Raw genomic sequence first — 12,775 nt, 5'->3', positions numbered from 1 at the left:
AACATCATGTAAGGGAAACATCGTTCGCACTTACAGCCTGATCGGATACTCTCGGTGTGTGCTCCCTACCATCGCCGACGTCCTCTCGCTGGACACCGTCCGCCGAGGCAACCCCCGAGTCGTCGCGGGAGCCGATCGGCTGAGCACGCGAGTGCGCTGGGTCCACGTGGGCGAGGTCACCGACATCGCCCATCTGCTACGCGGCGGAGAGCTCGTGCTCACCACCGGAATCGCGCTTCCCGACGAGCCTGAGAAACTGGCCGACTACATCGCGGAGCTGGCCGCCGTGGGCGCGTCCGGGCTGATCGTGGAGCTGGGCCGGAAATTCATCAGGGAGCTGCCCCGATGCGTGGTCAGCGCCGCCGAGGAGCACGGCCTGCCGCTGATCACACTGGCCCGCGAGACCCCCTTCGTGCAGATCACCGAGTCGGTCCACGCCAGGATCATCGACATCCAGCTGGAGGAGTTGCGCGCCTCCGAGCAGCTCCACGAGGTCTTCACCGAGCTGTCGGTCGAGGGCGCCTCCCCCGCCGAGGTGCTCAGCCAGGTCGCCCGGCTGTCCGGACGGCCGGTGCTACTGGAGAACCTCGCCCATCAGGTGCTGGCCTGCGAAACGGCCGGCCGCGACACCGGAACCCTGCTGGCCAGCTGGGAGACCCGGTCCCGGGCGGTGGCGCCGGACGGGCGCACCGCCTACGACTCGGCCTCCGGCTGGCTGGTCACCATGGTCGGCGCACGCGGTCAGGACTGGGGCCGGTTGATCCTGCTGTGCGGCGGCGAACCCGGTCCCCGCGACATCGTGCTCGCCGAACGCGCCGCGACCACCCTCGCCCTGGGCCGCCTGCTGGAACGTCACCAGGAGTCACTGGAGCGCCAGGCCCACGGCACGATCATCACCGGCATCCTGACCCACGCCTACGCCGACCCCGACGAGGCCGCCGCCCGTGCCCGAGCGGTCGGCGTGCCGCTGACCGGCCGCAAGCTGATCAGCGTGGTGCTTCGTCTGGCCGAGTCACCGGAGAGCCCGCCGGACGGCCAGGAACAACTCGCCAAACTCGGCGAGCTGGCCGACGCGGCCGCCGCCGCCTGCCGTGACGCCCGCCTCCCCGCTCTGGTCGGCGCCCTGGACCAGAACCGCGTCGGCGTCCTGCTCCCGCTGCCCCCGCGTACCTTCGCCGAGCCCGCGCTCACCACGCTCGCCGACCGGCTGCGCGTCACCTTCACCACCGCGTTCGTCCTCGCCGCCGGCTCGGTGGTCGAATCCCTCCGCGACGTACGGCGAAGCTTCCTGGAAGCGGAGCAGGTCGCGGACGTGGCCGTCAGGCAGCCCGACGGCCGGGCCTTCTACCGCCTGCCCGACCTGCGCCTGCGCGGGCTGCTGCATCTGCTGCGAGACGACGCCCGCCTGCAGACCTTCGCCGAACGCGAGCTCAGCCCCCTGCTGGCCCACGACGCCCAGCGCGGTGGAGACCTGACCAGAATCCTCCGCATCTACCTGGACTGCGGACGCAACAAGGCCGTCGCCGCGCAGAAGGCTCACCTGTCCCGGCCCGCCTTCTACGATCGGCTCCGCAGGCTGGAACGCATCCTCGACACCGATTTGGACGATGTCGAGTCCTGCCTCTCCCTCCACGTCGCCCTGCTGGCGCTGGAGTCCTTCCGGAGAGACAACCCCCGCACCTGAAAGGTCCCCATGCCCGACATCCTCGTCCCCGATACCGCCGATCTGGCCCGCATGGTCACCGCCGCCGGGATCTTCGCCGTCCCCACCGACGGCGTACGGCTGTCGCCCGACGAGTTGGACCCCGCCCAGATCCTCGCCGGTTCGCCGCAGACCTCCTCGGTCGAGCTGTGGTCCGCGCCCGACGGTTCTCAGAGCCGGGGCATCTGGGAGATCACCCCCGGCACGGTGACCGACGTCGAACGCGACGAGATTTTCGTGGTCCTGTCCGGCCGGGCCACCGTGGAGGTCGAGGGCGGCGCCACCGTGGAGCTCGTCCCGGGATCGGTCTGCCTGCTCGCCGCCGACGCCAAGACCACGTGGATCGTCCACGAGACCCTCCGGAAGGTGTATCACTCCGTGGGCTGACGAGAACCACGGCGCAAGCCGTACCGGACCCAGATTCCGTACGGCTTGCGCCTGCCTGGTTGCGCCCGCCTAGCCGTCTCGGTCGGATGCGACGTCGACATGGACGGTGTCGTCGGCGCACACGTAGAGATCCCAGCGGCGCGGCCGCGCCATGATCACGCCAAGGATGAAGCCGAGGACCACGCTTGCGATGATCACGATGAGAATGTTCAGCCCCATGACGGCTGCCTCTCGGAAGATGTGCCGCTTGATCTGAATAATGCGGCCTACTGAACCATAGCGCCGTATCGCCACTCCCGCAGTGAAACGACGAGGGCTCACCCCTGTTGACCAGTACGCCCGGCCCGGATGAGGGGTCCGGAGCCGCTCGAATTCCGCCGTTCCGTATATGGCGTCACCCGAGCGACAACACTTTCTTGTGATGTTTAGCGTGTTTCGCTCCCCTGGACAGATGGATCTCGGCACGATGGTGCACCGAAGTCTGATCACTAACGGGGAGAGAGACATACATGTCGCGACGTATCATCGTCGGGCTTTCAGCCATAGCGCTTACCGCCACAGTGATTCCCGCCCATGCCGGCCAGGCGAGTGTGACCTTCCCCGCCTCGGCGTTCCCGCTCGGCGAAAGCGCGGCTCCGGTCAAGAACCAGCGCAGCGTGGTCGCGGGGGTCGACCTTTTCAGCGTGACGCACGGCAAGTCCACCCAGGGATGGACCGTGACGGTGCTGATGCCCAACGGGCATGAGGACGGCAAGCTGACCACCGCCCAGGCCAAGGCGGACGAGGTCGAGGCCGCCGGGTTCACGCCCAGCGTTCAGAAGATCGTGCAGCCCGCGGCCGCGGACGCGCCGGCGGTGGAGCGCTACATCGTCCGCGTCGGTCTCTGGACGTTCAAGCAGCGCGCCGAGGCCGACAAGATGGTGAAGGACCTCAAGGAGTTCGACATCCGGGCCAGGACCGACTACCTCGGTGACGACGGCCTGGAGACCACCGGTCCATGGAACATGAGCGTGCTGATGGTCGACCCGAAGCTGTTCCGGGGATCCTTCAGGACCAGTGTCGGAACAAACATCGCCAAGGGCGAGACCACCAGTTCGATGGCCAAGCTCACCAACGCCGTCGCCGGCGTCAACGGCGGCTTTTTCAACATCCACACGAGCAAGGCCATCAAGGGTGACCCGATGGGCGTCTCCGTGGTCGGCGGCCGGCTCCTCAGCGAGGCGGTGCCCGGTCGCAGCGGCGTGGTGATCAGCGGTCGCAAGGTTCGCATCACCGAGCTGAAGACGGTGGTCACCGCGATTCCAGCCGACGGGGCGAAGACCGAGGTCAAGGGCGTCAACCGGGCCGCCGGAGCCGACGAGCTCGTGCTCTATACCGAGGAGTTCGGCACCAAGACGGCGGCCGACGGCGGCTCCGAAATCGTGGTCGACGCCCAGGGGCGGATCATCAAGGCTCGCCAGGCCGGCGGTGCCGTCTCGCCCGGCACCTACGTGCTTCACGGCACCGGCGTCATGTCCGACTGGCTGCTGGAGCACGCCTTGGAGACCTCCACCATGAAGCTGGACACCAAGGTCATCGACCTGCGGACCCAGCAGGCCATACCGCTCACCCCCGAGACGTACGTCATGGGCGGCGGTGTCGGGCTCGTCAGGAACGGCCGGGTAAGGGTGACCGCCCACGCAGACGGGCACGACTCGGTCAACATGATGCTCCGCCGCCACCCGCGCACGATGGCCGGCATCACCAAGTCCGGTGGCCTGATCCTGGCCACGGTGGACGGCCGCAACCCGGGTGTCACCGTGGGTGCCTCGATGGTGGAGGCGGCTCAGCTGATGCGTTGGCTGGGCGCAAAGCAGGCCATCAACCTCGACGGTGGTGGTTCGAGCGCGATGGTCGTCGGCGGCAAGGTCGTCAACCATCCCTCGGACGGCTTCGAGCGGTCTGTGGGCGACGCCCTGCTCATCACGCCCTGATCAGTTCCTACCGCTCCGGCACAGCCCTGGCCCTCACGAGGGCCAGGGCTTTTCCCTTTCCAGGTCCGCCCACTTGTCCACTTCAGGTTCGGGATGAGGGACGGCTGGAAAACAGAAAGGGTCGGGAAAACAGAAAAGGCCACCCCAAAAAAGGGGTGGCCTCTTCTCAAACGATTGTCCGGCGGCGACCTACTCTCCCACACCGTCCCCGGTGCAGTACCATCGGCGCTGAAGAGCTTAACTTCCGGGTTCGGAATGTAACCGGGTGTTTCCCCTTCGCCATAACCGCCGTAACACTATGAAACTATCAAACACACACAACGGGTGCTTGTTGTTTCAGAATTGCCTAGTGGACGCGAGCAAAATGCTTTGTGGTCAAGTCCTCGGCCTATTAGTACCGGTCAGCTCCACACATTACTGTGCTTCCACCTCCGGCCTATCAACCCGGTCGTCTACCGGGAGCCTTACCCCCTCACAGGGTGGGAGACCTCATCTCAAGGCGAGCTTCCCGCTTAGATGCTTTCAGCGGTTATCCCTTCCGAACGTAGCCAACCAGCCGTGCTCCTGGCGGAACAACTGGCACACCAGAGGTTCGTCCGTCCCGGTCCTCTCGTACTAGGGACAGCTCCTTTCAAGTCTCCTGCGCGCGCAGCGGATAGGGACCGAACTGTCTCGCGACGTTCTAAACCCAGCTCGCGTACCGCTTTAATGGGCGAACAGCCCAACCCTTGGGACCTACTCCAGCCCCAGGATGCGACGAGCCGACATCGAGGTGCCAAACCATCCCGTCGATATGGACTCTTGGGGAAGATCAGCCTGTTATCCCCGGGGTACCTTTTAGCCGTTGAGCGACGGCGCTTCCACAAGCCACCGCCGGATCACTAGTCCCAGCTTTCGCTCCTGCTCGACCCGTCGGTCTCACAGTCAAGCTCCCTTGTGCACTTACACTCGACACCTGATTGCCAACCAGGCTGAGGGAACCTTTGGGCGCCTCCGTTACTCTTTAGGAGGCAACCGCCCCAGTTAAACTACCCACCAGACACTGTCCCTGATCCGGATCACGGACCGAAGTTAGACGTTCAAAACGACCAGAGTGGTATTTCACCAATGACTCCACGGTAACTAGCGTCACCGCTTCACCGTCTCCCACCTATCCTACACAAGACGTTCCAAACGCCAATGTCAAGCTGTAGTGAAGGTCCCGGGGTCTTTCCGTCCTGCTGCGCGTAACGAGCATCTTTACTCGTAGTGCAATTTCGCCGGGTCTGCGGTTGAGACAGCGGGGAAGTCGTTACGCCATTCGTGCAGGTCGGAACTTACCCGACAAGGAATTTCGCTACCTTAGGATGGTTATAGTTACCACCGCCGTTTACTGGCGCTTAAGTTCTCAGCTTCGCACACCCAAAGGCGCACTAACCGGTCCCCTTAACGTTCCAGCACCGGGCAGGCGTCAGTCCGTATACATCGTCTTACGACTTCGCACGGACCTGTGTTTTTAGTAAACAGTCGCTTCCCCCTGGCCTCTGCGACCCCCACCAGCTCGGAGTGCAAGACTCGTCACCAGCGAAGGCCCCCCTTCTCCCGAAGTTACGGGGGCAATTTGCCGAGTTCCTTAACCACAGTTCACCCGATCGCCTTGGTATTCTCTACCTGACCACCTGAGTCGGTTTCGGGTACGGGCCGCCACGACACTCACTAGAGGCTTTTCTCGGCAGCATAGGATCACCCACTTCGCCACAATCGGCTCGGCATCACATCTCAGGATTAACGGACCGCGGATTTGCCTACGGTCCTCCCTACCTGCTTACCCCAGGACTACCATCGCCTGGGCTGGGCTACCTTCCTGCGTCACCCCATCGCTTACCTACTACCAGATCAGGCCAGGCGTTCAGCCTCACCCACACCCCGAAGGGCGTTAGGGGCTTAAGGACCCTTAGTATCACTGGATTCAGTATTGGCGCATCGTAGCGGGTACGGGAATATCAACCCGTTGTCCATCGACTACGCCTGTCGGCCTCGCCTTAGGTCCCGACTTACCCTGGGCGGATTAGCCTGGCCCAGGAACCCTTGGTCATCCGGCGCAGAAGTTTCTCACTTCTGATTCGCTACTCATGCCTGCATTCTCACTCGCACGGCCTCCACAACTAGATCACTCTGCTGCTTCGCCGGCCGCACGACGCTCCCCTACCCATCCACACACCTAAACCACAAAGGCTCAGCAAACGTGTGAATGCCACGACTTCGGCGGTGTACTTGAGCCCCGCTACATTGTCGGCGCGGAATCACTTGACCAGTGAGCTATTACGCACTCTTTCAAGGGTGGCTGCTTCTAAGCCAACCTCCTGGTTGTCACTGCGACTCCACATCCTTTCCCACTTAGCACACGCTTAGGGGCCTTAGTCGGTGGTCTGGGCTGTTTCCCTCTCGACTACGGAGCTTATCCCCCGCAGTCTCACTGCTACGCTCTCACTTACCGGCATTCGGAGTTTGGCTGACGTCAGTAACCTGGTAGGGCCCATTAGCCATCCAGTGCTCTACCTCCGGCAAGAAACACGTAACGCTGCACCTAAATGCATTTCGGGGAGAACCAGCTATCACGGAGTTTGATTGGCCTTTCACCCCTAAACACAGGTCATCCCCCAGGTTTTCAACCCTGGTGGGTTCGGTCCTCCACGCGGTCTTACCCGCGCTTCAACCTGCCCATGCCTAGATCACTCCGCTTCGGGTCTACAGCATGCGACTGACAACGCCCTATTCAGACTCGCTTTCGCTACGGCTCCCCCACACGGGTTAACCTCGCCACACACCATAACTCGCAGGCTCATTCTTCAAAAGGCACGCAGTCACATCACAGACGTCCGAAGACGCCTACGCTCCTACGGCTTGTAGGCACACGGTTTCAGGTACTATTTCACGACCCCTCACCGGGGCGCTTTTCACCTTTCCCTCACGGTACTTGTTCACTATCGGTCATCAGGGAGTATTTAGGCTTACCAGGTGGTCCTGGCAGATTCACACAGGATTTCTCGGGCCCCGTGCTACTTGGGATCCCCTCAAACAGTCGACAAGATTTCGCCTACCCGGCTCTCACGGTCTCCGGCGCTTCTTCCCAGAAGCTTCGACTATCCCATCGATTTCTCACTGCTTGGAAGAGCGGCAGCTCCTCCCAGAGGGTCCCACAACCCCGCACACGCAACGCCTGCCGGCTATCACACGCATACGGTTTAGCCTCTTCCGCTTTCGCTCACCACTACTCACGGAATCACTAATTTGTTTTCTCTTCCTACGGGTACTGAGATGTTTCACTTCCCCGCGTTACCACCAACCGCCCTATACATTCAGGCGGAGGCAACACCACATGACTGGTGCTAGGTTTCCCCATTCGGACATCCCCGGATCAAAGTCTGGTTGGCGACTCCCCGGGGCTTAACGCAGCCTCCCACGTCCTTCATCGGCTCCTGATGCCAAGGCATCCACCGTGTGCCCTAAAAAACTTGGCCACAAAGATGCTCGCGTCCACTATGCAAATCTCAAACAACAAACAGCGACCAGATCCGTCCCGCCACCAACACCCGGCCCGAAGGAGAAGACGATCGTCTTCCCCCGGCCACGCTGGTATGACAGGAGGCTGGTCCCGCACGAGGTCACACAGACCACGAAGCCCACCCGCAGGCAGGCTCCGTATCCGGCCCGTTTCCTCAGGACCCAACAGTGTGTCCAGACCCATCCGCGCCCCCCGGCCGACGTTCCCCTCCCGACTCCGAAGAGTACGAGCGGTACTAGCCGACCCAGGCGAACCCGGATCATCCGATTAGCCAGTGCTCCACTAATGAGCGCGTCATGGGCAGAACAGGCGCCTACCATCATGACCTGGACCCGACCGGCATCTCACGATGACCCAGCCGAGCCGATGCTCCTTAGAAAGGAGGTGATCCAGCCGCACCTTCCGGTACGGCTACCTTGTTACGACTTCGTCCCAATCGCCAGCCCCACCTTCGACCGCTCCCCCCACAAGTGGTTGGGCCACGGGCTTCGGGTGTTGCCGACTTTCGTGACGTGACGGGCGGTGTGTACAAGGCCCGGGAACGTATTCACCGCAGCGTTGCTGATCTGCGATTACTAGCGACTCCGACTTCATGGGGTCGAGTTGCAGACCCCAATCCGAACTGAGACCGGCTTTTTGGGATTCGCTCCACCTCACGGTATCGCAACCCTCTGTACCGGCCATTGTAGCATGTTTGCAGCCCAAGACATAAGGGGCATGATGACTTGACGTCATCCCCACCTTCCTCCGAGTTGACCCCGGCAGTCTCCAATGAGTCCCCACCACCCCCGAAGGAGCGTGCTGGCAACATTGAACAAGGGTTGCGCTCGTTGCGGGACTTAACCCAACATCTCACGACACGAGCTGACGACAGCCATGCACCACCTGTCACCCGATCCGAAGAGGCACCCATCTCTGAGTGTTTCCGGGCGATGTCAAGCCTTGGTAAGGTTCTTCGCGTTGCGTCGAATTAAGCAACATGCTCCGCCGCTTGTGCGGGCCCCCGTCAATTCCTTTGAGTTTTAGCCTTGCGGCCGTACTCCCCAGGCGGGGCGCTTAATGCGTTAGCTACGGCGCGGAAACCGTGGAAGGCCCCCACACCTAGCGCCCAACGTTTACAGCGTGGACTACCAGGGTATCTAATCCTGTTCGCTCCCCACGCTTTCGCTCCTCAGCGTCAGGTAAGGCCCAGAGAACCGCCTTCGCCACCGGTGTTCCTCCTGATATCTGCGCATTTCACCGCTACACCAGGAATTCCGTTCTCCCCTACCTACCTCTAGCCAGCCCGTATCGAATGCAGACCTGGAGTTAAGCCCCAAGCTTTCACACCCGACGTGACAAGCCACCTACGAGCTCTTTACGCCCAATAATTCCGGACAACGCTTGCGCCCTACGTATTACCGCGGCTGCTGGCACGTAGTTAGCCGGCGCTTCTTCTGCAGGTACACGTCAACTTCGTCCCTGCTGAAAGAGGTTTACAACCCGAAGGCCGTCATCCCCCACGCGGCGTCGCTGCGTCAGGCTTTCGCCCATTGCGCAATATTCCCCACTGCTGCCTCCCGTAGGAGTCTGGGCCGTGTCTCAGTCCCAGTGTGGCCGGTCGCCCTCTCAGGCCGGCTACCCGTCGTCGCCTTGGTAGGCCGTTACCCCACCAACAAGCTGATAGGCCGCGAGTCCATCCCCAACCGAAACAACTTTCCACCACCATCCCATGCGGGAAGTGGTCATATCCGGTATTAGACCCAGTTTCCCGGGCTTATCCCAGAGTCGGGGGCAGGTTACTCACGTGTTACTCACCCGTTCGCCGCTCGAGTACCCCGAAGGGCCTTTCCGCTCGACTTGCATGTGTTAAGCACGCCGCCAGCGTTCGTCCTGAGCCAGGATCAAACTCTCCAAACAATGTCTGAACAGTCGTTTCCCGGCTGAAAGCACCCCCTCGGGCCCGCGAGCGGGCCAGGGGTGTATCAACCAAAGGAATCCGTCTCCCACCGGGGGTGGGTGGACGGGGTTGTGCTTCATGCACTGGCTTTTAACACACTGTTGAGTTCTCAAGAAACGGACGCGTTCTCCGTCGCCGTGACCATGGTCCCGGCTTCAGGGCGCTCCATTCCGTGTCTCCATCCTATCAGATCCGCCCGGTTCGTGTCAAACTGTCGCTTTCGTGACCGTTTCCATCGAACCCGCCGGACCCGTTAGGATCTCGACCGCTCCGTCTCCGGAGCAACCCTTCTAACTTACTCCGACATCCGGCTCTTGTCGAATCGGATCCCGCCGAGACGCATGCGCCACAGCCGGGGAGATGTGATCAGAGGGGGTCCCGAGGTCTTGGCGATCTCCGCCAACCCCCTCGGGCCTGTGAACTCTATGTACGGTCCCCCCTTCCGTCAAATCGACGGCTCACCACGGGAAGACGTGTTTCCCCGCCGCTGGGTAGAGATCCGGTATGACGGACCAGAGAGCGGTACCCCGGCCACTCGTCATCCTCCTGTGCACCGCCGGCGCCATGGTCACGTTGGCCGGCATCAGGGAGATCGGCTCCATCATCGGACCCGTGCTCCTGGCACTCGTGCTCGTCATCGCGGTCGCCCCGGCCAGGACCTGGCTCCAGAAGCGGGGCGCCCCCGGATGGACACTGGTCGCGGTCCCGCTGGCCCTGGTGCTGTTCCTGCTTTTCGGCATGGTGACGATCCTGAGCGTCGCGGTCGCGGAGACGGCCAACCTCGTCTCGACCTACGGCCCGCAGTTCAACCGGCTCGTCACCGAATTGCAGAGCCTGGCGGCGAAGTTCGGCGTCGGCACCGAGCAGGTGAACCAGGCGCTCAAGTCGTTCGACCTGGGCAAGATCTTCACTCTCGTACAGGGATTCGCCAGCGGGCTGCTCGGCGTGTTCTCCAGCCTGCTCCTCATCGTCGTCCTGCTGCTGGCCATGTGCCTGGACGCGCAGTCCTTCTCCCGGGTGCTCTCCTCGGGCGCCGCCCACCGTCCCCAGCTCGTCCAGGCGCTCAATCGCTTCGCCCACAAGACCCGTCGTTATCTCGTCGTCTCGACGATGTTCGGCCTCATCTGCGCCGCGCTGGACGCGACGGCACTGTGGATGCTCGGCGTGCCGCTCCCGCTGCTCTGGGGTGTCCTGGCACTGATCACCAACTACATCCCGAACCTGGGCTTCATCATCGGGCTGATCCCGCCCGCCTTGCTCGGACTGCTGGAGGGCGGCCCCAAGACCCTGGTCTTCGTGGTCCTCTCCTACATGCTGATCAACTTCGTGGTGCAGTCGCTCATCCAGCCCAAGTTCCTCGGCGACGCCGTGGGCCTGTCCACGACCATGACGCTGCTGTCGCTGCTCGGGTGGGCGTTCGTGCTCGGGCCGCTGGGCGCGTTGCTCGCCATCCCTCTCAGCCTGCTGGTCCGTGCCCTGCTGATCGACAGCGACCCCAACGGGGAGTGGGCCGCGGCCCTCATCTCCGGAGAAGCCCCCGGCGGCGGGCGACCATGACGGCCCCGGTGCGGTTGTCCACCTCCAGCTTCGCGTAGATGTGCACCAGATGGCTCTTCACCGTGGCCTCGCTGATGAACAGCTCGCGGGCGATCTGCCGGTTCGACATTCCGCCGGCCACCAGGGTGACGATCTCGGCCTCCCGCGGGGAGAGCGACGCCTGCGGTGACCGCATCCGGGTGACCAGCCTGGCCGCGACCGGCGGCGCGAGAATGGTCTCCCCCCGCGCCACCGCCCGGATGGCGTCGAGCAGGTCGTCGGTGGGGGCGTCCTTCAGCAGGTAACCCGCCGCCCCGGCCTCGATGGCGGTGAAGATGTCGCCGTCGGTGTCATAGGTGGTCAGCACCAGCACGCGGGGTGGGCACGGCAGCTCGCCGATCAGCCGGGTGCTCTCCGCACCGGACATCCCGGCCCCCAGGCGCAGGTCCATCAGCACGACGTCCGCGCCGGGCGCCAGCCGTACGGCGTCCTCGCCCGTGGCGGCCTCGCCGGTCACGGTCATGTCGTCGGCCTGGTCGAAGACGGCGCGCAGGCCCTTGCGGACGACGGGGTGGTCGTCGACGAGCAGCAGGCGGATCACGACACGGGAAGGGTGACGGCCAGAGCCGTACCGAGGCCGGGGGCGGACTCGACGGTGACCGCGCCACCGAGTTCGGTGGCGCGGTCACGGATGAAGCCGAGGCCGTTGCCCGATCGGATCAGCGGGTCGAATCCGCGCCCGTCGTCCACGATGTCCATCGCCACCTCGTCCTCCATATAGGTCAACGTGAGCGCCGCCCTGCTCGCCCCCGCGTGCCGGGAGACGTTGGCGAGCCCGCCCTGGGCGATCCTGAGCAGTGCGACCTCGGATCGGCGGGGCAGCGTGTACGGCTCGCCGTCGAGCTGGAAGGCGGCTCCCTCCCGGGAGCAGAGGCGGCGCAGCGCCTCCTCCAGAGAGCCGTCCAGGCCGGGCGGGGTCAGAGCGTGGACGAAGCGGCGCGCCTCGGCCAGGTTGTCCTCGGCCGCGCGCATCGCCTCCGCCACGTATCCGGACGGGTCCGGCGGCGCCGCCCGTAGAAGCAGGACGATGCTCGACAGGCCCTGGGCCAGCGTGTCGTGGATCTCCCTGGCCAGCCGCTGGCGTTCGGCGAGCACCCCGGCCTCGTGCTGGGTGGCGGCCAGCTCGGCGCGGGTGCGGGTCAGCTCGTCGATGAGCCCGCGACGGTGCTCGCTCTCCCGGTACAGGGCGGCGTAGCCGGTGACCATGAGGACCGCCGCGATCGCGCCGATGGCCGGGCCGACCACCTGGGCGGGGCTGAGCGAGGATTCGTGCAGGGCGAGCGTGCCGACGGTGACGGCGGTGAGCGCGATCACGGCCGTCAGACCTGCGCGCAGCGGCAGCAGGTGCAGGCAGACGAAGAACAGCGGGAACGCCAGCCAGACGAAGTCCGTGGTGAGCAGGCCGAGCGCCGCCCAGATCAGGGCGACGGCCGCCAGCCAGACCAGCGACGCCGTACGACGCCGGCCAAGGGTGAGTCCGACCGTGTAGACGGCGCCGAGCAGGACTCCCGCCGACAGCGCCGCCCACGAGCCGGACACGCGGGCCAGGCCGACCGCGAGCAGCACGTAGAACACGCCGTGCAGGCCGAACCTGAGCAGCCACACCGCAGGCATCTCTCCCATACGTCCAGGTT

Annotated in this window: 7 protein-coding genes and 3 rRNA genes; 4 read left to right on the top strand and 6 right to left on the bottom strand. The window is 64.0% G+C overall.

From position 1 onward, the window contains the following. Positions 1-58: 58 nt before the first annotated feature. Positions 59-1,684, top strand: a complete 1,626-nt coding sequence (locus ACQPYK_RS10590) for a PucR family transcriptional regulator (RefSeq protein WP_433253632.1) — start codon at positions 59-61, stop codon at positions 1,682-1,684. A 9-nt stretch (positions 1,685-1,693) separates the two neighbouring features. Next, entirely contained in the window at positions 1,694-2,089 is a 396-nt protein-coding gene (locus tag ACQPYK_RS10585) for a cupin domain-containing protein (RefSeq protein ID WP_433253630.1), read from the top strand. A 69-nt stretch (positions 2,090-2,158) separates the two neighbouring features. Here ACQPYK_RS10585 and ACQPYK_RS10580 read toward each other — a convergent pair whose 3' ends face one another. After that, on the bottom strand, positions 2,159-2,383 hold the full coding sequence (locus ACQPYK_RS10580) for a hypothetical protein (protein ID WP_433253628.1): 225 nt from the start codon (positions 2,381-2,383) through the stop codon (positions 2,159-2,161). Positions 2,384-2,598: 215 nt separating this feature from the next. On the opposite strand from ACQPYK_RS10580, the gene ACQPYK_RS10575 reads away from it, so the two are divergent. After that, entirely contained in the window at positions 2,599-4,062 is a 1,464-nt protein-coding gene (locus ACQPYK_RS10575; RefSeq protein ID WP_433253626.1) for a phosphodiester glycosidase family protein, read from the top strand. Between the two features lie 176 nt (positions 4,063-4,238). Here the strand turns inward: ACQPYK_RS10575 and rrf are convergent. From rrf to ACQPYK_RS10560, 3 genes are all read right to left on the bottom strand, one after another. After that, positions 4,239-4,355: ribosomal RNA gene (gene rrf, locus ACQPYK_RS10570) — 5S ribosomal RNA — on the bottom strand. 78 nt (positions 4,356-4,433) lie between these two features. Beyond that, positions 4,434-7,562, bottom strand: a 23S ribosomal RNA gene (locus tag ACQPYK_RS10565). A 421-nt stretch (positions 7,563-7,983) separates the two neighbouring features. Next, positions 7,984-9,505, bottom strand: a 16S ribosomal RNA gene (locus ACQPYK_RS10560). Together the 16S, 23S and 5S rRNA genes form the textbook arrangement of a ribosomal RNA operon. Before the next feature lie 544 nt (positions 9,506-10,049). On the opposite strand from ACQPYK_RS10560, the gene ACQPYK_RS10555 reads away from it, so the two are divergent. Continuing rightward, positions 10,050-11,102 carry an AI-2E family transporter gene (locus ACQPYK_RS10555; RefSeq protein ID WP_433253624.1) on the top strand — a complete coding sequence of 351 codons (1,053 nt, stop codon included), beginning with the start codon at positions 10,050-10,052 and terminating at the stop codon, positions 11,100-11,102. Here ACQPYK_RS10555 and ACQPYK_RS10550 read toward each other — a convergent pair. Continuing rightward, positions 11,065-11,682, bottom strand: a complete 618-nt coding sequence (locus tag ACQPYK_RS10550) for a LuxR C-terminal-related transcriptional regulator (protein WP_433253622.1) — start codon at positions 11,680-11,682, stop codon at positions 11,065-11,067. The genes ACQPYK_RS10555 and ACQPYK_RS10550 overlap by 38 nt on opposite strands. Next, positions 11,679-12,764, bottom strand: a complete 1,086-nt coding sequence (locus tag ACQPYK_RS10545) for a histidine kinase (protein ID WP_433253620.1) — start codon at positions 12,762-12,764, stop codon at positions 11,679-11,681. Before ACQPYK_RS10545 ends, ACQPYK_RS10550 begins: the two co-directional genes overlap by 4 nt. Positions 12,765-12,775: the final 11 nt, after the last annotated feature.

It is taken from the genome of Streptosporangium sp. CA-135522, assembly GCF_050949235.1.
Classification (GTDB): Bacteria; Actinomycetota; Actinomycetes; order Streptosporangiales; family Streptosporangiaceae; genus Streptosporangium.
The sequence above is the reverse complement of the archived record's forward strand: the minus strand, read 5'-3'. Positions and strand labels throughout refer to the sequence as shown.